Here is a 23,547-nt window from a genome sequence, read left to right as displayed (position 1 = left end):
TATGAATATGACCTGGTCCAAACCTGCTTACACTGATCTGCGCATCGGTTTCGAAGTCACCATGTACTTCGCCAGCCGTTAATCCGCTGGGTAATACAACGCCTCGGTTCGCCCGGGGCGTTTTTGTTTTGAGCTTTGCTTGATGGAGTTGCCATGTTTGTCCAGATTCTAGGTTCCGCCGCTGGCGGAGGTTTCCCGCAGTGGAACTGCAACTGCGCCAACTGCGCGGGTTTTCGCGACGGCAGCCTGCGGGCCCAGGCACGCACGCAGTCGTCCATCGCGATCTCCGACGACGGCGTGAACTGGGTCCTGTGCAACGCCTCACCGGATATCCGCGCGCAACTCCAGGGTTTTGCCCCGATGCAACCCGGCCGCGCCCTGCGTGACACCGGCATCAGTGCGATCATCCTGATGGACAGCCAGATCGACCACACCACCGGCCTGCTCAGCCTGCGCGAAGGCTGCCCGCACCAAGTGTGGTGTACCGACATGGTCCATGAAGACCTCAGCACCGGCTTTCCGCTGTTCACCATGCTCACCCACTGGAACGGCGGCCTGGCCTGGAACCGCATCGAGCTGGACACGAGCTTCACCGTTCCGGCCTGCCCCAACCTGCGCTTTACCCCGTTACCGCTGCGCAGCGCCGCGCCGCCCTATTCGCCGCACCGCTTCGACCCTCACCCGGGGGACAACATCGGCCTGATCGTCGAAGACCTGCGCACCGGCGGCAAACTGTTCTACGCCCCGGGCCTGGGCAAGGTCGACGCCCCGTTGCTGGAGATCATGGCCGCCAGCGATTGCCTGCTGGTGGACGGCACGATGTGGGACGACGATGAAATGCAGCGCCGCGGTGTCGGCACCCGCACCGGTCGCGAGATGGGCCACCTGGCCCAGAACGGCCCTGGCGGCATGCTGGAAGTGCTGGAGCAATTGCCCGAGCAGCGCAAAGTGCTTATCCACATCAACAACACCAACCCGATCCTCGACGAAGACTCCCCCGAGCGCGCGGAGCTGGTGCGGCGCAATGTCGAAGTGGCTTACGACGGCATGAGCATTGAATTGTAGGAGCGACCGAAATGACTGACACGCCGTTGACCACCACTGAATTCGAAGCCGCCCTGCGCGCCAAAGGCGCCTTCTACCATATCCACCACCCTTACCACGTGGCGATGTACGAAGGCCGCGCCACCCGTGAGCAGATCCAGGGCTGGGTCGCCAATCGCTTCTACTACCAGGTGAACATCCCGCTGAAAGACGCCGCGATCCTGGCCAATTGCCCGGACCGTGAGATCCGCCGCGAGTGGATCCAGCGCCTGCTCGACCACGACGGCGCGCCAGGTGAAGACGGCGGCATCGAAGCCTGGCTGCGCCTGGGCCAGGCCGTGGGTCTCGACCCGGATCAATTGCGCTCCCAGGAGCTGGTATTGCCCGGCGTGCGGTTTGCGGTGGATGCCTATGTCAACTTCGCCCGACGCGCCAGTTGGCAGGAAGCGGCCAGCAGCTCGCTGACCGAACTGTTTGCGCCGCAGATCCACCAGTCGCGCCTCGACAGCTGGCCGCAGCATTACCCGTGGATCGACCCGGCCGGCTACGAGTACTTCCGCACTCGCCTGGGCCAGGCCCGCCGCGATGTGGAACACGGCCTGGCAATCACGCTGCAGCATTACACCACCCGTGAAGGCCAGGAACGCATGCTGGAAATCCTGCAGTTCAAACTGGACATTTTGTGGAGCATGCTCGATGCCATGAGCATGGCCTATGAACTCAAGCGCCCGCCGTATCACAGCGTGACCGACGCGCGGGTGTGGCATAAAGGGATCCCCCTATGAGCTTTGATCGCAGCAAGACACCCGCGTGGCGCCCTGGCTATCGCTTCCAGTACGAACCGGCGCAAAAAGGCCATGTGCTGCTCTACCCCGAGGGTATGATCAAGCTCAACGACAGCGCCGCGTTGATCGGTGGCTTGATCGATGGCGAGCGCGACGTGGCCACGATTATCGCCGAGCTGGATCAGCAGTTCCCCGGCGTGCCTGAACTCGGTGAAGACATCGAGCAATTCATGGAGGTCGCCCGTGCTGAGCACTGGATCACCCTTGCCTGAAAAACCGGCCATCGGCCTACCGCTGTGGTTGCTCGCCGAGCTGACCTACCGCTGTCCGTTGCAGTGCCCGTATTGTTCCAACCCGCTGGATTTTGCCGAGCAGGGCAAGGAGCTCAGCACCGAACAGTGGATCAAGGTGTTTCGTGAGGCGCGGGAAATGGGCGCGGCGCAGCTGGGGTTCTCTGGCGGCGAACCGCTGGTGCGCCAGGACCTTGCCGAGTTGATCGGCGAGGCGCGCAAACTGGGGTTCTACACCAACCTGATCACCTCCGGCATCGGCCTGACCGAGCAGAAGATCAGCGACTTCAAGAAAGCCGGCCTGGACCATATCCAGATCAGCTTCCAGGCCAGCGACGAACAGGTGAACAACCTGCTGGCCGGCTCTAAAAAAGCCTTCGCACAAAAGCTGGAAATGGCCCGCGCAGTGAAAGCCCACGGCTACCCGATGGTGCTGAACTTCGTGACCCACCGGCACAACATCGACAAGATCGACCGCATCATCGAGCTGTGCATCGCCCTGGAGGCGGACTTTGTCGAGCTCGCCACCTGCCAGTTCTATGGCTGGGCCCAGCTCAATCGTGTGGGGCTATTGCCGACCCGGGAACAGTTGGTGCGCGCCGAACGCATCACCAACGAATACCGGGCCAAGCTGGAAGCCGAAGGCCACCCGTGCAAGCTGATTTTCGTGACGCCGGACTACTACGAAGAGCGCCCGAAAGCCTGCATGAATGGCTGGGGTAGCATCTTTCTGACAGTCACACCGGATGGCACTGCCTTGCCGTGCCATGGTGCCCGACAGATGCCGGTGCAATTTCCCAATGTGCGCGACCACAGCATGCAGCACATCTGGTACGACTCGTTCGGTTTCAACCGCTTTCGCGGCTATGACTGGATGCCCGAGCCATGCCGCTCATGCGATGAAAAGGAAAAGGACTTCGGCGGCTGCCGTTGCCAGGCGTTCATGCTCACGGGGGACGCAAGCAATGCTGACCCGGTGTGCAGCAAGTCCGATCAGCACGGCATCATCCTTCAAGCGCGAGAAGACGCCGAGCACGCCACCCAGACCATCGAGCAACTGGCCTTTCGCAATGAACGCAACTCCCGGCTCATCGCAAAAGGCTGACGGCCTCAGCGTTTGGCGATGATGTACACCGCGTGCACGATGCCCGGGATGTAGCCGCACAGGGTCAGCAGGATGTTCAGCCAGAACGCGCCGGCGAAGCCCACTTGCAGGAACACACCCAGTGGCGGCAACAGAATGGCGATGATAATTCGAATGAAATCCATGGGGTCAGCTCCAAAAAATCGGCTCGTGTGAGCCGTTAAGCTAATCGACCTTGGCGGTGTGTGAGGGTTCAGTGAAATCTGGCGTTGGGCCATCTATGTCCGCCCAGACAAAAAAACGCCCCCAGCCAAAAGAATCAGGCCGGAGGCGCCGCGTATACCGCGAGACGGTTCAGGAAATCAGGTTTAAACAGCAATACCCTTGCGGCATTGCAGTTGTGCGGTGCGCACGCGGGAGAAGGCGCGGGCAAGGCGCAGGAGCATTTCGTCGATGTTGCTTTTGCTCACCGTCAGCGCCGGGGTGAAACGCAGGCAGTTGGGCTGCGGGGCATTGAGGATCAGGCCTTCATGCAGTGCGGCCTTTACCACTGCATCCGCAGAATCATCCGACAAAGTCAGGCCCCACATCAGGCCATGGCCGCGCAATTGGCCGTGGTCATAGCGATACGCCAGGCGGGCAAGCCCTTCGCCCAGGTACAGGCCGGACTCACGCACGTGTTCAAGAAAGCCGTGTTCCAACACGGCATCAAGTACCGCCACACCCGCCGAGGCCATCAGTGCATTTCCATGATGGGTGCCTTCCAATTCGCCCACCTCGAAACAACAGGCTTTGCCACGTGCCAGCAGGGCTGCCAACGGAACGCCTCCGCCCAGGCCTTTGCCGAGGGTGATGATGTCGGCACGCACGCTGTACTGCTGCTCGGCGAGCAACGTGCCGCAACGGCCGATACCGGTTTGCACTTCGTCGAGGATCAGCAGGATCCCCAGTTCCCTGCACAGTCGCTCAACGCCCTTGAGGTAGTGTTCGGTCGCGGGAATCACGCCGGCTTCACCCTGGATAGGTTCAAGCAGGATGGCAACGGTATGCGCATCAACGGCTGCATGCAGGGCCGGCAAGTCATTGAAGGGCACGTGGCTGAACCCCGGCAACTGCGGCTCAAAGCGGTTGTGCGGGCCGCCCGCCGACGCTGACAGCGCCGCAAAGCTGCGCCCATGGTTGCCGGCACTGGCGCTGATGATTCGGTAGGCGCCGTTGCGATGCAACTGGCCCCACTTGCGCGCCAGTTTGATCGCGGCTTCAACGGCCTCGGAGCCACTGTTAAGCAGGTAGGCCTGGTCGCTGCCCGTGCGGTGGCAGAGGCGTTCAGTGAGGTTGAGTTGGGCGCGATTGTGCAGGCCGTTGCCCGGATTGATCAGTGACTGAGTCTGATCCGCCAGGGCCTTGATCAAGGCTTGCGGGCTGTGGCCGAGGCTATTGGCGCCGTTGCCCTGGCTGAAATCCAGGTAGGCACGCTCGTCACTGTCCCACAGCCACGAGCCCTGGCCGCGTACGAAGATTTGAGGTGGGCGTGCCACGGTGGGCATCAGAGATTCACTGGATGGATTTTTGCTGGAGGCCTCCAGAACCAAATCGTCCAGGCTCGGCGTGGAACGACGGAACAGATTCATAGCTCACCTGTAATAGCAACGGGACCTTGGTCGGTGCGCCCCACTACTGCGGCCTTGAGGTTTATTGCCTTGCCTATGTAAACACCATCAACATAAACGCTGTTCATTGCCCGATCCGGCCCTGTAAGCCCTGCGAATAGGCGCTAGACTAGGCGCCCAAGGGGCCCTCGGCCATTTCGATTTTCCAGCTTTTTCGATAAGTAAGTCTTATGGATTTCAAGCAACTGCGTTATTTCGTCGCGGTGTATGAAGAAGGCCACGTGGGCCGCGCTGCCGAGCGCCTTTCCATCTCGCAGCCAGCCCTGTCGCAACAGATCCGCCAACTGGAACAGAACCTCGATGTGAGCCTGTTCGAGCGCAGCAGCAAACGCCTGCTGCCCACCCTCGCCGCACATACCTTGTATAACCATGCCCTGCCGCTGATCGACGGCATGCAACAAGCCGTCGAAGCCCTGCGCAACTTCAAGGGCCAGGCGATGCGCACATTGGCCATCGGCGTGCTGCAAACCGTGCACACCAGCCTGGTGCCGCAAATGCTGGAACGCGTGCGCAAGGCCCAGCCGCATCTGGTCGTACAGATCTATGAATTGACGGGGCTGGAGATTGAACGGCGTTTGCTCAACGGCTCGCTGGATATCGGTATCAGCTATTTGCCGCCGCGCCAGCCAGGGCTGCATGGCGTGCTGCTGTACGAGGATGAGTTGAAGGTGGTCATCCCAGAAGACCATCCCCTGCGGGAATTCAAGAAGGTCTCGTTGAAACAAGCGGCAGAATTGCCGATGTTGCTGCTGGGGGAAGAGTTTCAGGTCCGACAGATCTGGCAGGGCCAACTGTCCAACCTCGGGCGACGCCCGCAAGTGCAGGCAGAACTCAACACCATGGTGGGGATTCTCGACAGCCTGCCCCATACCCAGCTTGCCACGGTGTTGCCGGGGCGTTCACAGGATGAGCACAACAGCCAATTGCTGCTGTGGAAGCCGTTGAGTGAACCGAGGGTGCCACTGAAAGTGGGCTTGGTGTGCCGCGACGTGCAGCGTCAGCAAGCGACGGTGGCGTTGTTGCGCACCTTGCTGGAAGACGTAATGAATGCCCCGCAGGCGCCGGCCTGAACTTTTTCGCGGGCAAAAGAAAACCCCGCCGAAGCGGGGCTTTGCAGACTGTTTCCCTGACATCCATTTCACTCCGCCGTCCTGGCAGAATCCTACGTGTCCGTGTTGTTGCTTTGCGCTTCCTGCGCGACGTCCATGTGAAGTAGATTATCGATGGATCCAATTTGGCGATAGAGGACGAATAGCAGCACGTCATGTAAGAGAATGCTTACACGCCCTCCCAACCCTTAGAACAATGCTTCATCCAGCAAGAACAGCGATTCACTGCCAGCTTTTACCGACGCACTCAGCGAGTGAATCCGCGGCAGCAGGCGCGCAAAGTAGAACCGCGCAGTGCCCAGCTTGCTGGCGTAGAAGTCTTCCTCAGCCTGTTTGCCCCACGCGGCCTTGGCCATGCGTGCCCACATGTAGGCGTACGCCATGTAGCCAAAGGCGTGCAGGTACTCTACCGAAGCCGCCCCGATTTCATTCGGGTTGGTCTTGGCGCGATCCAGCACCCACGCGGTCAACTCATCGAGGTTATCCACCGCCGCGCTGAGCGGACGGGTGAACTCACCCAATTCGGCGCCCGCCGAGGCGATGAACTGGCGAATCTCGTCAGCGAACAACGCATAGAACGCCCCGTCGCTGCCGACGATCTTGCGCCCCATCAAGTCCAGCGCCTGAATGCCGTTGGTGCCTTCGTAGATCTGGGTAATGCGCACATCACGCACCAGTTGCTCCTGGCCCCATTCGCGAATGTAACCGTGGCCACCGAATACCTGCTGGCCCATCACGGTGGTTTCCAGGCCAAGGTCGCTGAGGAACGCCTTGGCGACTGGGGTCAACAACGCCACCAGGTTATCCGCTCGTTCGCGAGCAGCGGCATCGTCACTGAACTTGGCGATATCCAGCTGCGTCGCCACGTAGGTCGAGAACGCACGACCGCCTTCGTTCGCCGCTTTCATGGTCAGCAACATGCGACGCACGTCGGGGTGCACGATGATCGGGTCGGCAACCTTGTCTTTGGCCTGGGCGCCCAGTGGGGAGCGGCTTTGCAGACGGTCACGCGCGTACTCGATGGCGTTCTGGTACGAACGCTCACCGGACGCCAGGCCCTGGATACCCACGCCCAGACGCTCGTAGTTCATCATGGTGAACATCGCCGCCAAGCCACGGTTAGGCTCGCCCACCAGGTAACCCACGGCGCCGTCGAAGTTCATCACGCAGGTGGCGGACGCCTGGATACCCATCTTGTGTTCAATGGAGCCACAGCTCACCAGGTTGCGCGCGCCCAGGCTGCCGTCGGCATTGACCATGAACTTCGGTACCAGGAACAACGAAATGCCCTTGGGGCCAGCCGGTGCGTCCGGCAACTTGGCCAGCACCAGGTGGATGATGTTTTCGGTGAGGTCGTGCTCACCGCCGGTGATAAAGATCTTGGTGCCGCTGATGGTGTAGGAACCGTCCGCCTGAGGCTCAGCCTTGGTGCGGATAATCCCCAGGTCGGTACCGGCATGGGCTTCGGTCAAGCACATGGAACCGGCCCACTCGCCGGAGTACATCTTCGGCAGGTACGTGGCCTTGAGCTCTTCACTGGCGTGGGTGTTGATCGATACGCAGGCGCCGGACGTCAGCATCGGGTACAGCCCGAAGGCCAGGCTCGACGAGTTGATCATCTCTTCAACCTGGGCCGAAACCGCCTTGGGCATGCCCATGCCGCCGAACACAGGGTCACCGCCGACACCGACCCAACCGCCTTCTGCGTAGGTTTTATAGGCCTGTGGATAACCGTCCGGGGTAAAGACCGCCGTGTCTTCCCAACGGCAGCCTTGTTCATCGCCAGCGCGGCTGATGGGGGCGATGGATTTGGCCGTGACCTTGCCGGCTTCTTCGAGGATGGCTTCAACCGTTTCGGCGTCGACGGTGTCTGCCAATGCCGGCAATTGGGCCCAAGTCTTGGCGACCTCAAAGACTTCGTTGAGGACGAAGCGCATATCACGCAGCGGCGCTTTGTAATCAGCCATGGCAAACCTCGTGAGAACGTGAAAAGTAATTCGGTAAGAGTCGGTTTTACAGGGTCTGAGTGTACCCGAACAACTTTTCAGACACATAGGGTCCCTTTGTGACCATTGAGTATTTCAAAGTCACGCACCCTATAAATTTGAACATTTTCATCAACTGACACCCCGCTATCGCCGGCAAGCCGGCTCCAACGGGGCGCGTGAGGCCCACGATTCTGTAGGAGCCGGCTTGCCGGCGATAGCGTCAGTAGCTACAGCGAGAATGCCGCCGCAGGCAGACTCATCAAGCACTCACTCCCCGCCTCTACCGCAGCACGATGCGTGGCGGTGCGCGGCAGCAGCCGTTTGAAGTAGAAATCACAGGTGGCCAGCTTGGCCTTGGCAAAGTCGCCAGCATCGGCCTGCGCCTGGGCGGCAATCGCCATGCGCAACCACAGGTAGGCCAGGATGATGTAACCGCTGTACATCAAGTAATCCACCGCCGCTGCGCCCACTTCATCGGGGTTCTTCATGGCGGCCATGCCGACTTGGGTGGTCAGTTCGCCCCATTCCCCGTTCAACTGATTGAGCTGCGCCACATACCCCTTGAGCAGCGGATGCTCGGCATTCGCCAAGCAGAACTTATGCACAATCTTGGTAAACCCGCGCAGCAACTTGCCCTGGCTACCCAGCACCTTGCGCCCCAGCAGGTCGAGGGCCTGGATGCCGTTGGTGCCCTCATAGATGGGTGCGATACGCGCATCGCGTGCCAACTGCTCCATGCCCCATTCGCGGATGTAACCGTGGCCGCCGAAGATCTGCATGCCGTGGTTGGTCACTTCCAGGCCGGTATCCGTCATAAAGGCCTTGCAGATCGGCGTGAGAAACGCCAGCAAGTCCTCGGCCTCCTGACGCTGGCCGGCGTCAGGGCTCAGATGCGCGGTGTCGAGCAACTGCGCGGTGAAATAGGTCAGCGCCCGGTTGCCTTCGTTGAAGGCCTTCATGGTCAGCAGCATGCGGCGCACGTCGGGGTGCACGATGATCGGGTCAGCCGCTTTATCGGGGGCCTTGGCGCCGGTCAGCGAGCGCATTTGCAGGCGGTCGTTGGCGTACTGGATGGCGCCCTGGAAACTCGCCTCACCGTTGCACAGCCCCTGCATGCCGGTACCCAGGCGGGCGTGGTTCATCATGGTGAACATGCAGTTGAGGCCCTTGTTCGGCTCGCCGATCAAAAAGCCCTTGGCCCCGTCGAAATTCAGCACACAGGTGGCCGAGCCCTTGATACCCATCTTGTGCTCGATGGAGCCGCAGTGCACCGCATTGCGCTCACCGGAATCGGCATGGAACTTGGGCACGATAAACAGCGAGATGCCCTTGGTACCCGCCGGCGCATCCGGCAGCTTGGCCAGCACCAGGTGGATGATGTTGGCACTCATGTCGTGCTCGCCGGCCGAGATGAAAATCTTGCTGCCGGTGACCGCATAACTGCCGTCCGCCTGGGGCACGGCGCGGGTCTTGATCAGGCCCAGGTCGGTGCCGCAATGGGCTTCGGTGAGGCACATGGTGCCGGTCCACTCCCCGGCAGTCAGTTTGGTCAAGAAGGTGTCTTTTTGCTCGGCCGTGCCATGGGCATGAATCGCCGACATCGCGCCGTGGGTCAGCCCCGGGTACATGCCCCAGGAGGTGTTGCTGGAGCCGATCATCTCGCTCAGTACCAAACCCAGCGATTGCGGCAAGCCTTGGCCACCATAGGCCGGGTCGGCCGCCACGCCATGCCAGCCGCCTTCCACGTACTGGGCGAAGGCTTCCTTGAACCCCTTGGGCGTGGTGACCACGCCATTGTCGAAATGGCAGCCCTCTTCATCACCGCTGCGGTTGAGCGGTGCGAGGACGTTCTCACAGAATTTCGCGCCTTCTTCGAGGATCGCGCTGACCATGTCAGGGCTGGCGTCGGTGGCGCCCAAGGCCGCGTAGTGGCCGTGGAAATCAAACACATGGTCGATCAGAAAGCGCATGTCGCGCAGGGGAGCTTTGTAGTCAGGCATGGCAATGTCTCCGGCAGCAGATGGTTTCAACCTACTGCCGGCCATCGCCTCAAACAATGACTGTAGCGCTGCTGAATACAGCGCCATCACTCAACCGGCAGCACCTTCCGTGCGCACCGCGCCGCGCCGGGTTTGGCCGGAGGCGACCACGCAGTTACGCCCGGCGCCCTTGGCCGCGTACAACGCTTGGTCGGCGGATTTAAGCACTTCTTCAGGGGTGCGCTGCTCGGCCTGGCGTTCGGCCACGCCGATGCTGATGGTCACCGAGACACTCGATGCGCCGCTGCCTGCACGGCGCTGCCGACCCTGGTGATCGTCCTGCGGGCGGTCCGAGTTGCGCAGCTTGATGTCGTAGTCGGCGATGATCTCGCGGATTTCCTCCAGATGCGGCATGCACTCATCCAGGGTCTTGCCGGCAAACACCACGGCAAACTCTTCCCCGCCATACCGGTACGCGCGCCCGCCGCCGTTGACCTTGGACAGCTTGCTGGCCACCAGGCGCAGCACCTGGTCGCCCACGTCGTGGCCATGGGTGTCGTTGAAGCGCTTGAAGTGGTCGACGTCGCTCATCGCCAGCACATAGTTGCGCCCCAGGCGTTGCATGCGCTCGTTGAGTGCACGGCGCCCCGGCAGGCCGGTCAGCTCGTCGCGGAAGGCCATTTGGTAGGCCTCGTGGGCCACGCCGGCTGCAATCATCAGCATCACCTGGCTGCACATGATGTTCAGGGTGAACGGCAGGATGAAGGTTTGCGGCAACATCCAGAACATCCCCAGCAACCCGACCATTTGCGCCGCGTGCAACGGGCGTGGCTGGTACCAGTACTGCGCCGCCAGGGTCAGGAAGCCGATCAGGAACATCGGGTACGACAGCTGGATCAGGCTCATCCAACTCCCATGCAGCGCCGGCCAGCGGATCTCCGCCAACCAGGCCAGCAGCGCCTGTGGGTAACTTTGCTCCAAGGCCAACGCCACGCTGCCGACGGCAAACAGCACCGCACAGCGGGCGACAAAGTCGCGGAACAGGTGGGTCTTTTCCTGCCACAGTGCGTAGATGCTGAACAACAGCGGCAACAGCAGGCAACACAGGTGGAACACCACCGCTGCGTCTTCGCGCACGCGGCCGTTGTCGCGGTAGAAGTCGGTCTGGGTGTCGAGCAGGAAGTAGGCGATGTACACCGTGATCATCAGGAACAGTTCACGCTGGCGCCGATACACCGCGCAGTACGAACCGCCGAGCAACAGCACCAGGGTCGGCAGCACGTTGAACAGCGAGGTGAAGAAGACGTTGAGGTCCTTGACGTACGCAGCCGAGAGCCCGGCCAGCAACAGCAGTAACGAAGGTAGGAAATGACTGAAACGTACAGCGGACACGCGTGACAAGGGTAAAACTCCGACCCGCAAAAAATGATGGCACTGTGCCTTTATGCCGACAGTTAAGCACAACCTGGCACGCATGTATCACATTGCCATCACTGTAACGGCAGCCGAGCAGAATCCCTGAGCGCTGTACTGTGGTTTTTTATCACCCATAAAAAAACCGCCGCACCCGAGGGGCGCGGCGGCTTCAAGAGAAACCGGTAAGGCTTAGTAAGCCAGGCCGAAGTCTTCTTCTTTCATGTCCATCAGGTTGTTGGCGCCCGACAGCATGGTGGCCACGTGGGTACGGGTACGTGGCAGAATGCGCTGGAAGTAGAAGCGCGCGGTCTGCAGCTTGGCGGTGTAGAACGCTTCTTCGGTGGTGCCGGCAGCCAGTTTCTCAGCCGCCAGGCGCGCCATGTCGGCCCAGAAGTACGCCAGGCACGCGTAGCCGGAGTACATCAGGTAGTCCACCGAGGCGGCACCCACTTCTTCACGGTCTTTCATCGCGGCCATGCCGACCTTCATGGTCAACTCGCCCCACTCTTTGTTCAGTGCCGCTAGCGGTGCAACGAACTCTTTGACGGCTTCGTTGCCTTCGTTGGCCTGGCAGAACTTGTGCACGATCTTGGTGAAGCCCTTGAGCGCTTCGCCTTGGGTCATCAGCACTTTACGGCCCAGCAGGTCGAGAGCCTGGATGCCGGTGGTGCCTTCGTACAGCATGGAAATGCGGCTGTCGCGAACGTTCTGCTCCATGCCCCACTCGGCGATGAAGCCGTGGCCACCGTAGATCTGCACGCCGTGGTTGGCCGACTCGAAGCCGACTTCGGTCATGAACGCCTTGGCGATCGGGGTCATGAAGGCCAGCAGGCCGTCGGCCTGTTTCTTGGCTTCGTCGTCAGTGCCGTATTTGACGATGTCCACTTGCTTGGCGGTGAAGTACACCATCGCACGGTTGCCTTCGGCGAAGGCTTTCATGGTCAGCAGCATGCGGCGCACGTCAGGGTGCACGATGATTGGGTCAGCGGCTTTGTCTGGCGCTTTCGGGCCAGTCAGGGAGCGCATTTGCAGGCGATCACGCGCATATTTCAGGCCGCCCTGGAAGCCGATTTCGGCGTGGGACAGGCCTTGCAGCGCGGTGCCCAGGCGAGCGGTATTCATAAAGGTGAACATGCAGTTCAGGCCTTTGTTCGCCGGGCCGATCAGGAAACCGGTGGCCGCGTCGAAGTTCATCACACAGGTGGCGTTGCCGTGGATGCCCATCTTGTGTTCCAGCGAGCCACAGCTCACGGCGTTGCGCGCGCCAATCGAACCGTCGGCGTTCGGCAGGAACTTCGGCACGATGAACAGCGAGATGCCTTTGGTGCCAGCCGGTGCGTCCGGCAGGCGGGCCAGCACGATGTGGACGATGTTGTCGGCCATGTCGTGTTCACCGGCCGAGATGAAGATCTTGGTACCGGAGACTTTGTAGGAACCGTCTGCCTGAGGCTCGGCCTTGGTGCGCAGCATGCCCAGGTCGGTGCCGCAGTGTGGCTCGGTCAGGCACATGGTGCCGGTCCATTCGCCCGACACCAGTTTGGTCAGGTAGGCCTCTTGCTGCTCAGGGGTGCCGTGCTCGGAGATGGTGTTCATTGCACCGTGGGACAGGCCCGGGTACATGCCCCACGACCAGTTGGCGGCGCCCACCATTTCGCTCACGGCCAGGCCCAGGGATTCCGGCAGGCCTTGGCCACCGTGCTCCACGTCGTGGGCCAGGCTTGGCCAGCCGCCTTCGACGAATTGTTTGTAGGCTTCTTTGAAACCAGTAGGGGTCTTAACGCCTGACTCACTCCAGGTGCACCCTTCGATGTCACCCACGCGGTTCAACGGGGCCAGCACTTGCTCACAAAACTTGGCGCCTTCTTCAAGGATGGCGTCAACCATGTCCGGGGTAGCGTCCTGGCAAGCCGGCAGGCTCTGATAGTGCGCTTCATAGCCAAGCAGTTCGTCACGAACGAAGCGAATATCACGCAAGGGGGCCTTGTAGTCAGGCATAGCGATAAACCTCTGCTGATGAATCTGGAATGAACAACCGCGTGGATTTGTTATGGCGGTCAAACAGGTGTTTGAAACATACGTTTACGACCTGGGGATGTCAAGCGTCGTCCGGGCGCCGTTTGTCATGACATGAATCAAACGTGCACACGTCGACGTCTGCGACGAGTTGCCACAGTAAGATTAGGAGAAATAAAGAATCATGTAGGAGCCGGCTTGCCGGCGATGCAGACGCTGCGCAGTATCAGGAAAACCAAGTAGAAGCTATCGCAGGCAAGCCAGCTCCCACAGAAGAGCCGGCATGTCTGAAGAGAGGGGATTAAGCGTAGGTATCGATCAAGGTGCCGAGCATTTCATCCGAAGCCTTGGCGACTTTGGCGCCCAGCTCCACTTGAAACTTGCCCTGGGCCAGTTCGACCATGTTGCTCGCCGAGTTGGTAGGCTGGGCACGATCGTTGGCTTGCAGACGGTCACTTTGCGCGTCCGAGGGCTGGGTCGTCGCGGCGCTGGCAATTTTGCCGGCAGCCTGATCGACACGGTTCTGCCCGGTCTGAATGCTGCTCAGGCCCGAATAAAACGCGCTGCTTCCAGAGATTTCCATGGCGTAAGCCTGCCTTTAGAGAATCGTGAACCTGAATTGAAGCAGAGATCCTGGCAGAACGCCCGTCAAAAACACTAATGGCATAATGCCTTCGCGATAGCCAAAATCAGTCAAGCAGGTCCAGTTCCAGGTATTCGGCCACCGCTTCAGCCCCGGCATGCTTGAGTTTCGGCACACGGCCAAGGCAGGGTGCCGGCAACCTTTCGGCGAGGGTGGCGAGGTTTTCTTCCAGACGAGAGGTCTTGGGGTCGATGATATTCGCCACCCATCCGGCCAGCGGCAAACCGTCCCGCGCAATGGCCTCGGCCGTGAGCAACGCATGGCTGATGCAGCCCAGGCGCACGCCCACCACCAGGATGACCGGCAGTTTGAGCGCCATGGCCAGGTCCGACAGGTTGCTCTGGTCGGCCAACGGCACGCGCCAGCCGCCCGCGCCTTCGATCAAGGTGAAGTCCGCGTGTTTGGCGAGGATGTGCTGCATGGGCTTGAGTAGCGATTGCACCGTGAGCGCCACGCCTGCTTCACGCGCCGCCAGGTGTGGCGCGATGGCCGGTTCGAACGCCACCGGGTTGACCTCGGCATAACTCAACGGCAACGAACACTCGGCCAGCAACGCTAGGGCATCGGCGTTGCGCAAACCTTTGGGGGTGACCTGGCAACCCGAGGCGACCGGCTTGCCGGCGGCAGTGCTTTTTCCCGCCAACCGCGCGGCGTGCAGCAGGCCTGCGGCGACCGTGGTCTTGCCGACATCGGTGTCGGTGCCGGTGATGAAATAAGCGGCGCTCATAGAGGTTTCTCCAGTACGGCGTACACCACCTGATAAGTGGCTGGCAGGCCCTGGGCCTGGCGGAACTGCTCGTAAGCGTTGACCAGTGCAACAATCCGAGCGCGGCCCGTCAACCCTCCCGGGCGGCCCGGGTTGAGGTTATGGGCGCCCAGCGCTTTCAATTCATGGGTCAGGCTGCGCACGTCCGGGTAATGCAGGACGTGGGGCTGGCGCTCCAGGCTGGCCACCCGCAGGCCGCTGGCCGCGCACAGCTTTTGATACGCCTCGAAGGTACGGAAACGGTTGACGTGAACCAGGCCATCCACCGCACGCCAGCTGTCACGCAGCTCGCTCAGGGTGCCCACGCACAGGCTCGCAAAAGCCAGTACGCCACCCGGCCGCAGCACGCGATAGGCCTCGCTGAGCACCGCGTCGAAATTCGCACACCACTGCACGGCCAGGCTGGAGAAGATCAGCCCGCAGCTTTCATCCTGCAGCGGCAAACGTTCGGCGTCACCGGCGATGAAATGTTCAGCACCGCCCAAAGGCCTGGCGTGGTTGAGCATGCCCTCGGCGATATCCAGCGCAACGCCCTGGCTGGCCGGCAGCCGTTCATTCAGCACACGGCTGAAATACCCCGTGCCACAGCCCATATCCAGCCAGCGTTGCGGCGCGATATCAGCCGGCAAACGCGCCAGCAATTCACCGCCCACCGCCCGCTGCAACTCGGCCACACTGTCGTAGCTGGCGGCCGCACGGGAGAACGACGCGGCGACCTGACGCTTGTCGGGCAAGGCGCCGGGCAATGAAGGGTGGGATAGATCAGTCATCGACGCACTCATGCAAAAAAGCCTGGATGGCCCCCGCTACACCGTGAGGGTCTTCCAGAAGAAAAGCGTGGCCGGCCTGTTCAATCAGGCCGATTTCGACATCAGGCAGCAGGGCCAGCAGGTCGCTGGCCGCTTCGGCCGGCACCAACCCGTCCAAGCCCGCAAACAGATGCATCTGCGGGCCACGGTAGGCAAGCAGCGCTTCACGGGTATCCAGTTGCGCCAGCAATTCAAGGCCCGGCATCAGCACACTGGAAGGCGAATTCGGCGCGCCGCTGACCAGCAAGCGCGACAGCCCACGCGGGTCCTCGGCGCCCTTGGCACACAACAGGCCGAAACGTTTGAGGGTGACTTGGGAATCGGCATGGCATCCGGCCAGAAACGCATCGAACGTTTCGGCGGGCATCGCGTTCGGCCAGCCTTCATGGGCGACAAAACACGGGTTGCTGGCCAGGGTCAGCAGGCCGCAGCAGCGCTCACCGCGCCGTGCGGCCAGCTCGGAGGCGAGCATGCCGCCCAAAGACCAGCCGCCCAGCCAGGCGTTGTCCGGTAGCGTGGCGTCGAGTTCGTCGAGCCATTCATCAAGGTCGCTGGAATCCAATGCGGGCAGCGGCTCGATCTGCACCCGCAGGTGTTCGTCCAGGCCCTGCAAGGCGGCGGCCAGAGGCTCCAGCGGCGACACACCGAGGCCCCAGCCGGGCAGCAATATCAGTCGATCACGCATGGTCGGGCTCCGTGGCGCCTAACAAGCGGAAACACTCTTCCAATGCGCTTAACAATAGCTGCACCTGCGCCTCGGTGTGGGCCGCCGTCAACGTCACGCGCAAACGGGCGCTGCCAGCGGGCACGGTCGGTGGGCGGATGGCGGTCACCATCAAGCCGCGCTCGCGCAACATCTGCGACAGGCGCACGGCCTTGGCGCTGTCGCCGATCAGGATCGGCTGGATCGGCGTGAAGCTGTCCATCAGGTCCAGGCCAAGCTGTTCGGCCCCCTGGCGGAACTGGCGGATCAAACCATTGAGGTGCTCGCGCCGCCAGTGTTCGGTACGCAGCAGCTCAAGGCTTTTCAAGGTGGCGCAGGCCAGCGCCGGTGGCTGGCTGGTGGTGTAGATATACGGCCGGGCGAACTGGATCAGGCTTTCGATCAGCTCTTCACTGCCCGCCACAAACGCGCCTGCCGTACCGAATGCCTTGCCCAGGGTGCCAACCAACACCGGCACGTCTTCCTGGCTCAAGCCGAAGTGCTCGACGATCCCGCCGCCGGTGGCCCCCAGGGGGCCAAAACCGTGGGCATCATCCACCATCAACCAGGCGCCTTTTGCACGCGCTTCGCGGGCCAGCGCGGGCAAGTCGGCCAGGTCGCCGTCCATGCTGAACACGCCATCGGTGACCACCAGCGTATTGCCGGCAGCCTTCTCCAGGCGCTTGGCCAGGCTGCCGGCATCGTTGTGCAGGTAACGATTGAAACGCGCCCCGGAGAGCAAGCCGGCGTCCAGCAAGGAGGCGTGGTTGAGGCGGTCTTCGAGCACGGTATCGCCCTGCCCTACCAACGCCGTGACTGCGCCGAGGTTGGCCATGTAGCCGGTGGTAAACAGCAAGGCGCGCGGGCGACCGGTAAGGTCAGCCAAGGCTTCTTCCAGTTCGTGGTGCGGCGTGGCATGCCCGACCACCAGGTGCGAAGCACCACCGCCCACACCCCAGCGGGACGCACCGGCACGCCAGGCTTCGATCACGTGCGGGTGATTGGCCAGGCCCAGGTAGTCGTTGTTGCAGAACGCCAGCAGCGACTGGCCGTCCACCACCACTTCCGGGCCTTGGGGGCTGTCGAGCAGCGGGCGTTGACGATAAAGGTGTTCGGCACGGCGTGCAGCGAGGCGCGCGGCGAGATCAAAAGACATGCTGGCCTCGGATATATATCTGAATGAAAACAGTCTCAATGTGGGAGCTGGCTTGCCTGCGATGACGGTGGCACATTCAGCATCAATGTGTCTGAAAGACCTCTATCGCAGGCAAGCCAGCTCCCACACTGGATTGCATTCCAATGGAGAGATAGGCGTCAAACAACGGCGTTGTAGAACTGCTCGCTGCTCTTCTGCTCCACCAGCGCCTGCTCAATCGCAGCCTGGTGCACTTCATCAGCGTGCTCTTCACGGGCTTCCGGCAAGATCCCCAGGCGCGAGAACAGTTGCATGTCCTTGTCAGCCTGCGGGTTGGCGGTGGTCAGCAGTTTGTCGCCGTAGAAGATCGAGTTGGCGCCAGCAAAGAATGCCAGGGCCTGCATCTGCTCGTTCATGGCCTCGCGACCCGCCGACAGGCGCACGTGGGACTGCGGCATCAGGATGCGCGCCACCGCCAGCATGCGGATGAAGTCGAACGGGTCGATGTCTTCGGCGTTTTCCAGCGGGGTACCGGCGACTTTCACCAGCATGTTGATCGGCACCGACTCCGGGTGCTCCGGCAAGTTGGCCAGCTGGATCAGCAGGTTGGCGCGGTCATCGAGGGACTCCCCCATGCCGAGGATGCCGCCCGAGCAGATCTTCATCCCCGAATCGCGCACGTAGGCCAGGGTTTGCAGGCGCTCGCTGTAGGTGCGAGTGGTGATGATGCTGCCGTAGAACTCCGGCGAGGTGTCCAGGTTGTGGTTGTAGTAGTCGAGGCCAGCCTGGGCCAGGGCTTCGGTCTGGTCCTGGTCGAGGCGGCCGAGGGTCATGCAGGTTTCCAGGCCCATCGCCTTCACGCCTTTGACCATCTGCAGCACGTAGGGCATGTCTTTGGCCGACGGGTGTTTCCACGCGGCGCCCATGCAGAAGCGGGTCGAACCGATGGCCTTGGCGCGGGCGGCCTCTTCGAGGACCTTCTGCACTTCCATCAGCTTTTCTTTTTCCAGGCCAGTGTTGTAGTGGCCCGACTGCGGACAATATTTGCAATCTTCCGGGCAGGCGCCCGTTTTGATCGACAACAGGGTCGACACCTGTACACGGTTGGCGTCGAAATGCGCGCGGTGCACGGTCTGCGCCTGGAACAACAGGTCGTTGAACGGTTGCACGAACAACGCTTTGACTTCGGCGAGGGACCAATCGTGACGCAGGGTGGCAGAGGTGCTGGCGCTCATGGGCGATTCCTTGATTATGCTTTGGCAAGCGCTGTGGGAAGGGCAATACCCACAGGCACGACACGGATGCTCGGCATATTTAAGGAAGATTCATGCACTGTCAACCAGACCACAAACACCAGGTTTACATCTGGTCAATAAACAACCAAACCTGTTTAATCTGCGATGAAAGCACGGAATCCGCCGATCCTGTATGCAACGTCTGCGAAACGGAGCTGCCTTGGCTGATAGAGCAGTGCAGCGTGTGCGCCCTGCCGCTGCCGATGGATGGCCTGATCTGCGGCCAATGCCAGAAAAACCCACCGGCCTTTAAACAGGTGATCGCGCCCTGGACCTACAGTTTCCCGATCGACACCTTGATCAGCCGCTTCAAGCACCAGGCACGCTGGCCACTCGGGCACCTGCTGGGGCATTTGTTGGGCCGACATCTGCAACACCGCCTCGACAATGGCGAACTAACGCGCCCCGATTGCCTGCTGCCCGTGCCCATGGCGGCAAAGCGCCTACGTGAACGCGGCTTCAACCAGGCATTGATGCTGGCACGCTGGCTCAACAGCGACCTGAATATCCCCCACGATGAACACCTGTTGTTACGCCCCCATGAAACCGTCGCGCAACAAGCCCTTAACGCCAGGACCCGCAAGCGCAACCTGCTCGGCGCCTTCGTCCTGGCGTCTGATGCGCAGGTACAGGGTCGTCACTTTGCACTGGTGGATGACGTGCTCACCACCGGCGCCACCGCCCACAGCCTGGCGCGGTTGCTGATGAACGCGGGAGCCCGTGCAGTCGACGTCTACTGCCTGGCCCGCACGCCAAAACCAGGCCCGTGACTTGACTCCACAGCCCGGCGCCTGCAACGTCCGCTCATCTCACCACAGCGTATCCCCATGTCTCTGCCCACCTCCCTCAGCCAACACATCATTCGCCGCCCCCAGCGTATCGCCCTGCTGGCGCACATCGCCGAACAAGGCTCGATCACCCGCGCCGCCAAAAGCGCCGGCTTGAGCTACAAGGCCGCGTGGGACGCCATCGACGAGCTGAACAACCTGGCGCAAAAGCCGCTGGTAGAACGCAGCGTCGGTGGCAAAGGCGGGGGTGGCGCCAAACTGACGGTCGAAGGTGAGCGCGTGTTGCGCCTCTACCAACGCCTGCAAGTGTTGCAGGCCGAAATACTAGGCTCAGATGAAGATGCCAGCGACTTCAACCTGCTGGGCCGCTTGATGCTGCGCACCAGTGCGCGCAACCAGTTGCATGGCCAGGTGATCGCCATCGACAACCATGGCCGCAATGACCTGATCCACCTGCAATTGGCGGGCGACCTGAGCCTGGATGCCCAGATCACCCATGACAGCACGCACCGGCTGGAACTGGAGCCGGGTGTGGAAGTGGTCGCCTTGATCAAGGCCGGCTGGCTGGAACTGCTCGCCCCTGGGCAGCCTGCAACACCTGGACACAATTGCATGAGCGGCATTATCGAGACGATTCTCGACGCCGATGACGGCCCCAGCGAGGTCCGCATCACCCTGCCCAACGGCCAGGTTTTATGCGCCCTGGCGCAGCCTGCCGCGCTCACGGCACTCGGTGCGGCAGAAGGCCAGCCGATTCAGGTGCAATTCGCCCCCAGTCATGTGTTGCTCGGTACGCCGGTGTAGCCGGCCGGCCGACTTCAAAACGCAACAATTTCGTCACAAGCGCTCCTTAAGGTGTCTGCAAAAACCGCAGGGAGCCTGAAATGAGCCTATTAGAAGAAAACCAAGCCACCGACCTGGAACAGATGGTCGGCCTCACCCGCCGCCGCTTTATCGGCGCCGGCGCCCTGTGCGGGGCCGCGATGTTCCTGGGGGGCAACCTGCTGACCCGCAGCGCCATGGCCGTGAACGCCGCCACCGCCAGCCCGCTGCTGGGCTTCACCAGCATCGGCGCCGCCACCAGCGACGCCATCACCTTGCCGCCCGGCTACAGCGCCTCGGTGCTGATCAGCTGGGGCCAGCCATTGAGCAAGGGCGCCCCGGCCTTCGACCCGTCCGGCAACGGCACGGCAGCGGCCCAGGAGCAGCAATTCGGCGACAACAACGACGGCATGAGCCTGTTCGCCTTCCCGGGCGACGACAACCGCGCGCTCATGGCCATCAACAATGAATACACCAACTACCGCTACCTCTATGCCCACGGCGGCGCGCCGCAGTCGGCCGAAGACGTGCGCAAGGCCCTGGCCAGCGAAGGTGTGTCGGTGATCGAAGTACGCCGCAAGGGCGACACCTGGCAGTTCGTCCAGGACTCGCGCTACAACCGCCGCATTCACGGCAACTCGCCGATCCGCCTCAGCGGCCCGGCCGCCGGCCACGACTGGCTCAAGACCGGCGCCGACAAATCCGGCAAGAAAGCCCTGGGCACTTTCCAGAACTGCGCCAACGGCAAGACCCCGTGGGGCACTTACCTGACGTGCGAAGAGAACTTCACCGACTGCTTTGGCAGCAGCAACCCACAACAGGCGTTCGATGCCGGGCAAAAACGCTACGGCGTGGTCGCCGCCAGCAAAGACATCAACTGGCACCCACACGACCCGCGTTTTGACCTGGCCAAGAACCCCAACGAACTCAACCGCCATGGCTGGGTCGTGGAAATCGACCCGTTCGACCCCAAGTCCACGCCGGTCAAACGCACCGCCCTGGGCCGCTTCAAACATGAAAACGCCGCGCTGGCCGAAACCCGCGACGGTCGCGCCGTGGTGTACATGGGCGACGATGAACGCGGCGAGTTCATCTACAAGTTCATCAGCCGCGACAAGATCAACCACAAGAACCCCAAGGCCAACAAAGACCTGCTCGACCACGGCACCTTGTACGTGGCGATCTTCGATGCCGGCGACGGCAACGCCGACCACCCCAAGGGCAAGGGCCAATGGGTGGAGTTGACCCACGGCAAAAATGGCATTGATGCCAGCAGCGGTTTCGCCAGCCAGGCCGAAGTGTTGATCCACGCGCGCCTGGCCGCCAGCGTGGTGAAAGCCACACGCATGGACCGCCCGGAATGGATCGTGGTGAGCCCCAATGACGGCCAGGTTTATTGCACCCTGACCAACAACGCCAAGCGCGGCGAAGAAGGCCAGCCGGTAGGCGGCCCCAACCCACGGGAGAAAAACGTCTACGGCCAAATCCTGCGCTGGAAGGCCGACGCCGATAACCACGGCGCCACAGCATTCACCTGGGATCTGTTTGTGGTGGCCGGCAACCCGGGCGTGCATGCCGGCACGCCGAAGGGCGGCTCGTCCAACATCAACCCGCAGAACATGTTCAACAGCCCCGATGGCCTGGGTTTCGACAAAGCCGGCCGCCTGTGGATCCTCACGGATGGCGACTACAGCAACGCCGGCGACTTCGCCGGCATGGGCAACAACCAGATGCTGTGTGCCGACCCGAGCACCGGAGAAATCCGCCGTTTTATGGTAGGACCGGTGGCCTGTGAGGTGACGGGCATCAGCTTCTCGCCGGATCAGAAGACGTTGTTTGTGGGGATTCAACATCCGGGTGAGACCGGCGGTTCGACCTGGCCGGAGCATTTGCCGAATGGCAAGCCGCGCTCGTCGGTGATAGCGATTCGACGGGATGACGGCGGGATCGTCGGCGCCTGATAGGGCCTCATCGCAGGCAAGCCAGCTCCCACAGTGGACCGCGTTCTCATGCTGGAACTCGGTCGAATGTAGGAGCTGGCTTGCCTGCGAAGGCGTCCGCACAGCCACCACCTATCGATGCTGTTACCATACCCGGCCGGACGCGGCGCCCTGCTGCGCGCAGGAGTTCGCATGGCCCACCCGTTTGAAACACTCACCCCCGACCTGGTGCTCGATGCTGTCGAAAGCATCGGCTTCCTCAGCGACGCGCGCGTTCTGGCGCTCAACAGCTACGAAAACCGCGTCTATCAGGTGGGCATCGAAGATTCCGAACCGCTGATCGCCAAGTTCTACCGGCCCCAGCGCTGGACCAACGAAGCGATCCTGGAAGAACACCGTTTCACGTTCGAACTGGCCGAATGCGAAGTACCGGTGGTCGCGCCACTGATCCACAACGGTGAAAGCCTGTTCGAACACGCGGGTTTTCGCTTCACCCTGTTCCCCCGCCGTGGCGGCCGTGCGCCAGAGCCGGGCAATCTCGACCAGTTGTATCGCCTTGGGCAATTGCTCGGGCGCCTGCATGCGGTGGGTTCCACGCGTCCGTTTGAATACCGCGAAGCCCTGGGCGTGAAGAATTTCGGCCAGGATTCCCTGACCACCCTGCTGGAAGGCAACTTCATTCCCAAGAGCCTGCTGCCGGCCTACGAGTCCGTGGCCCGCGACCTGCTCAAGCGCGTGGAGGAGGTGTACAAGGCCACGCCGCACAAGAACATCCGCATGCACGGCGATTGCCACCCCGGCAACATGATGTGCCGTGACGAGATGTTCCACATCGTCGACCTCGACGACTGCCGCATGGGCCCGGCGGTGCAGGACCTGTGGATGATGCTCGCCGGCGACCGTCAGGAATGCCTGGGGCAGTTGTCGGAATTGATGGATGGTTACCAGGAATTTCACGATTTCGACCCGCGTGAGCTGGCCCTGATCGAGCCCCTGCGCGCCCTGCGTCTGATGCACTACAGCGCGTGGCTGGCGCGGCGCTGGGACGACCCGGCGTTCCCCCACAGCTTCCCGTGGTTTGGCAGCGAACGCTATTGGGGCGATCAAGTGCTGGCCCTGCGCGAACAACTGGCCGCCCTCAACGAAGAGCCCCTGAAACTCTTCTAATCGCACATTCCCCTGTAGGAGCCGGCTTGCCGGCGATAGCATCACCACGGTCCGGCAGACAAACCGAGGCGCCTGCATCGCAGGCGAGCCAGCTCCCACAG

Annotated in this window: 22 protein-coding genes; 10 read left to right on the top strand and 12 right to left on the bottom strand. The window is 61.8% G+C overall.

The genetic code is table 11. From position 1 onward, the window contains the following. Window positions 1–7 precede the first annotated feature (7 nt). The 5 genes from pqqA (at window position 8) to pqqE (ending at window position 3,224) form a co-directional block, all read left to right on the top strand. A complete protein-coding gene (pqqA, locus tag AC07SU_RS13925) occupies window positions 8–82 on the top strand; it encodes a pyrroloquinoline quinone precursor peptide PqqA (protein WP_003194766.1) in 75 nt (24 codons plus the stop codon). 71 nt (window positions 83–153) lie between these two features. Beyond that, the gene (gene pqqB / locus AC07SU_RS13920; protein WP_176996625.1) at window positions 154–1,065 is read left to right on the top strand and encodes a pyrroloquinoline quinone biosynthesis protein PqqB; all 912 of its coding nucleotides are present in this window, start codon (window positions 154–156) and stop codon (window positions 1,063–1,065) included. An 11-nt stretch (window positions 1,066–1,076) separates the two neighbouring features. Next, window positions 1,077–1,829: a pyrroloquinoline-quinone synthase PqqC gene (gene pqqC / locus AC07SU_RS13915; protein ID WP_494997336.1), complete on the top strand. Its 753-nt coding sequence runs from the start codon at window positions 1,077–1,079 to the stop codon at window positions 1,827–1,829. After that, window positions 1,826–2,101 (top strand): pyrroloquinoline quinone biosynthesis peptide chaperone PqqD, encoded by a 276-nt coding sequence (gene pqqD, locus AC07SU_RS13910; protein ID WP_494997335.1) that lies wholly within the window; start codon window positions 1,826–1,828, stop codon window positions 2,099–2,101. The genes pqqC and pqqD overlap by 4 nt, the downstream gene beginning before the upstream one ends. After that, window positions 2,094–3,224, top strand: a complete 1,131-nt coding sequence (gene pqqE / locus AC07SU_RS13905; protein WP_494997363.1) for a pyrroloquinoline quinone biosynthesis protein PqqE — start codon at window positions 2,094–2,096, stop codon at window positions 3,222–3,224. Before pqqD ends, pqqE begins: the two co-directional genes overlap by 8 nt. Before the next feature lie 5 nt (window positions 3,225–3,229). Here the strand turns inward: pqqE and AC07SU_RS13900 are convergent, their stop codons facing one another. Continuing rightward, complete coding sequence (locus tag AC07SU_RS13900; RefSeq protein WP_007904205.1) at window positions 3,230–3,388, bottom strand: YqaE/Pmp3 family membrane protein; 159 nt, start codon at window positions 3,386–3,388, stop codon at window positions 3,230–3,232. A gap of 183 nt (window positions 3,389–3,571) precedes the next feature. After that, window positions 3,572–4,834 carry an aspartate aminotransferase family protein gene (locus tag AC07SU_RS13895; RefSeq protein ID WP_494997334.1) on the bottom strand — a complete coding sequence of 421 codons (1,263 nt, stop codon included), beginning with the start codon at window positions 4,832–4,834 and terminating at the stop codon, window positions 3,572–3,574. Window positions 4,835–5,043: 209 nt separating this feature from the next. Between AC07SU_RS13895 and AC07SU_RS13890 the strand changes: the two genes are divergently transcribed. After that, the gene (locus AC07SU_RS13890) at window positions 5,044–5,943 is read left to right on the top strand and encodes a LysR family transcriptional regulator (protein ID WP_176996630.1); all 900 of its coding nucleotides are present in this window, start codon (window positions 5,044–5,046) and stop codon (window positions 5,941–5,943) included. A 227-nt stretch (window positions 5,944–6,170) separates the two neighbouring features. Here the strand turns inward: AC07SU_RS13890 and AC07SU_RS13885 are convergent, their stop codons facing one another. The 10 genes from AC07SU_RS13885 to bioB all read right to left on the bottom strand — a co-directional run bounded on the left by AC07SU_RS13885 (window position 6,171) and on the right by bioB (window position 18,669). Continuing rightward, window positions 6,171–7,949: an acyl-CoA dehydrogenase C-terminal domain-containing protein gene (locus AC07SU_RS13885; protein WP_494997333.1), complete on the bottom strand. Its 1,779-nt coding sequence runs from the start codon at window positions 7,947–7,949 to the stop codon at window positions 6,171–6,173. A gap of 248 nt (window positions 7,950–8,197) precedes the next feature. Continuing rightward, complete coding sequence (locus tag AC07SU_RS13880; protein WP_494997332.1) at window positions 8,198–9,970, bottom strand: acyl-CoA dehydrogenase C-terminal domain-containing protein; 1,773 nt, start codon at window positions 9,968–9,970, stop codon at window positions 8,198–8,200. A gap of 90 nt (window positions 9,971–10,060) precedes the next feature. Continuing rightward, complete coding sequence (locus tag AC07SU_RS13875; protein WP_176996633.1) at window positions 10,061–11,350, bottom strand: GGDEF domain-containing protein; 1,290 nt, start codon at window positions 11,348–11,350, stop codon at window positions 10,061–10,063. Between the two features lie 204 nt (window positions 11,351–11,554). After that, the gene (locus tag AC07SU_RS13870) at window positions 11,555–13,360 is read right to left on the bottom strand and encodes a phenylacyl-CoA dehydrogenase (protein ID WP_176996636.1); all 1,806 of its coding nucleotides are present in this window, start codon (window positions 13,358–13,360) and stop codon (window positions 11,555–11,557) included. 319 nt (window positions 13,361–13,679) lie between these two features. Further along, the gene (locus AC07SU_RS13865; protein ID WP_176996637.1) at window positions 13,680–13,961 is read right to left on the bottom strand and encodes a pyrroloquinoline quinone biosynthesis protein PqqE; all 282 of its coding nucleotides are present in this window, start codon (window positions 13,959–13,961) and stop codon (window positions 13,680–13,682) included. A gap of 106 nt (window positions 13,962–14,067) precedes the next feature. Then, window positions 14,068–14,748: a dethiobiotin synthase gene (gene bioD, locus AC07SU_RS13860; protein ID WP_176996638.1), complete on the bottom strand. Its 681-nt coding sequence runs from the start codon at window positions 14,746–14,748 to the stop codon at window positions 14,068–14,070. Next, entirely contained in the window at window positions 14,745–15,557 is an 813-nt protein-coding gene (gene bioC, locus AC07SU_RS13855; RefSeq protein ID WP_494997331.1) for a malonyl-ACP O-methyltransferase BioC, read from the bottom strand. The genes bioD and bioC overlap by 4 nt, the downstream gene beginning before the upstream one ends. Next, complete coding sequence (locus AC07SU_RS13850) at window positions 15,550–16,281, bottom strand: alpha/beta fold hydrolase (RefSeq protein ID WP_494997330.1); 732 nt, start codon at window positions 16,279–16,281, stop codon at window positions 15,550–15,552. The genes bioC and AC07SU_RS13850 overlap by 8 nt, the downstream gene beginning before the upstream one ends. Then, window positions 16,274–17,455, bottom strand: a complete 1,182-nt coding sequence (gene bioF, locus AC07SU_RS13845) for an 8-amino-7-oxononanoate synthase (protein ID WP_494997329.1) — start codon at window positions 17,453–17,455, stop codon at window positions 16,274–16,276. Before bioF ends, AC07SU_RS13850 begins: the two co-directional genes overlap by 8 nt. A gap of 158 nt (window positions 17,456–17,613) precedes the next feature. Then, window positions 17,614–18,669 (bottom strand): biotin synthase BioB, encoded by a 1,056-nt coding sequence (gene bioB / locus AC07SU_RS13840; protein WP_016974158.1) that lies wholly within the window; start codon window positions 18,667–18,669, stop codon window positions 17,614–17,616. Between the two features lie 92 nt (window positions 18,670–18,761). On the opposite strand from bioB, the gene AC07SU_RS13835 reads away from it, so the two are divergent. The 4 genes from AC07SU_RS13835 to AC07SU_RS13820 all read left to right on the top strand — a co-directional run bounded on the left by AC07SU_RS13835 (window position 18,762) and on the right by AC07SU_RS13820 (window position 23,446). Further along, complete coding sequence (locus tag AC07SU_RS13835; RefSeq protein ID WP_494997328.1) at window positions 18,762–19,499, top strand: ComFC family protein; 738 nt, start codon at window positions 18,762–18,764, stop codon at window positions 19,497–19,499. A gap of 57 nt (window positions 19,500–19,556) precedes the next feature. Further along, complete coding sequence (locus AC07SU_RS13830) at window positions 19,557–20,321, top strand: TOBE domain-containing protein (protein ID WP_494997327.1); 765 nt, start codon at window positions 19,557–19,559, stop codon at window positions 20,319–20,321. Window positions 20,322–20,401: 80 nt separating this feature from the next. Next, on the top strand, window positions 20,402–22,300 hold the full coding sequence (locus tag AC07SU_RS13825) for a PhoX family protein (protein WP_494997326.1): 1,899 nt from the start codon (window positions 20,402–20,404) through the stop codon (window positions 22,298–22,300). Between the two features lie 171 nt (window positions 22,301–22,471). Continuing rightward, window positions 22,472–23,446 carry a serine/threonine protein kinase gene (locus AC07SU_RS13820; RefSeq protein WP_494997325.1) on the top strand — a complete coding sequence of 325 codons (975 nt, stop codon included), beginning with the start codon at window positions 22,472–22,474 and terminating at the stop codon, window positions 23,444–23,446. Window positions 23,447–23,547 lie beyond the last annotated feature (101 nt).

This window comes from Pseudomonas sp. GW821-FHT05H12 (assembly GCF_059419385.1).
This window is presented reverse-complemented; position numbering and strand designations above follow the sequence as displayed.

What these genes read in the sequence shown, in the direction of transcription:
- AC07SU_RS13830 (WP_494997327.1), top strand. Translation starts at nt 19,557, where the DNA reads ATGTCTCTGCCCACCTCCCTCAGCCAACACATCATTCGCCGCCCCCAG.
- AC07SU_RS13900 (WP_007904205.1), bottom strand. Translation starts at nt 3,388, where the DNA reads ATGGATTTCATTCGAATTATCATCGCCATTCTGTTGCCGCCACTGGGT.
- bioF (WP_494997329.1), bottom strand. Translation starts at nt 17,455, where the DNA reads ATGTCTTTTGATCTCGCCGCGCGCCTCGCTGCACGCCGTGCCGAACAC.
- AC07SU_RS13850 (WP_494997330.1), bottom strand. Translation starts at nt 16,281, where the DNA reads ATGCGTGATCGACTGATATTGCTGCCCGGCTGGGGCCTCGGTGTGTCG.
- bioC (WP_494997331.1), bottom strand. Translation starts at nt 15,557, where the DNA reads ATGACTGATCTATCCCACCCTTCATTGCCCGGCGCCTTGCCCGACAAG.
- AC07SU_RS13835 (WP_494997328.1), top strand. Translation starts at nt 18,762, where the DNA reads ATGCACTGTCAACCAGACCACAAACACCAGGTTTACATCTGGTCAATA.
- bioD (WP_176996638.1), bottom strand. Translation starts at nt 14,748, where the DNA reads ATGAGCGCCGCTTATTTCATCACCGGCACCGACACCGATGTCGGCAAG.
- bioB (WP_016974158.1), bottom strand. Translation starts at nt 18,669, where the DNA reads ATGAGCGCCAGCACCTCTGCCACCCTGCGTCACGATTGGTCCCTCGCC.
- AC07SU_RS13865 (WP_176996637.1), bottom strand. Translation starts at nt 13,961, where the DNA reads ATGGAAATCTCTGGAAGCAGCGCGTTTTATTCGGGCCTGAGCAGCATT.
- pqqD (WP_494997335.1), top strand. Translation starts at nt 1,826, where the DNA reads ATGAGCTTTGATCGCAGCAAGACACCCGCGTGGCGCCCTGGCTATCGC.
- AC07SU_RS13825 (WP_494997326.1), top strand. Translation starts at nt 20,402, where the DNA reads ATGAGCCTATTAGAAGAAAACCAAGCCACCGACCTGGAACAGATGGTC.
- AC07SU_RS13870 (WP_176996636.1), bottom strand. Translation starts at nt 13,360, where the DNA reads ATGCCTGACTACAAGGCCCCCTTGCGTGATATTCGCTTCGTTCGTGAC.
- AC07SU_RS13880 (WP_494997332.1), bottom strand. Translation starts at nt 9,970, where the DNA reads ATGCCTGACTACAAAGCTCCCCTGCGCGACATGCGCTTTCTGATCGAC.
- AC07SU_RS13890 (WP_176996630.1), top strand. Translation starts at nt 5,044, where the DNA reads ATGGATTTCAAGCAACTGCGTTATTTCGTCGCGGTGTATGAAGAAGGC.
- AC07SU_RS13895 (WP_494997334.1), bottom strand. Translation starts at nt 4,834, where the DNA reads ATGAATCTGTTCCGTCGTTCCACGCCGAGCCTGGACGATTTGGTTCTG.
- AC07SU_RS13885 (WP_494997333.1), bottom strand. Translation starts at nt 7,949, where the DNA reads ATGGCTGATTACAAAGCGCCGCTGCGTGATATGCGCTTCGTCCTCAAC.
- AC07SU_RS13820 (WP_494997325.1), top strand. Translation starts at nt 22,472, where the DNA reads ATGGCCCACCCGTTTGAAACACTCACCCCCGACCTGGTGCTCGATGCT.
- pqqB (WP_176996625.1), top strand. Translation starts at nt 154, where the DNA reads ATGTTTGTCCAGATTCTAGGTTCCGCCGCTGGCGGAGGTTTCCCGCAG.
- pqqC (WP_494997336.1), top strand. Translation starts at nt 1,077, where the DNA reads ATGACTGACACGCCGTTGACCACCACTGAATTCGAAGCCGCCCTGCGC.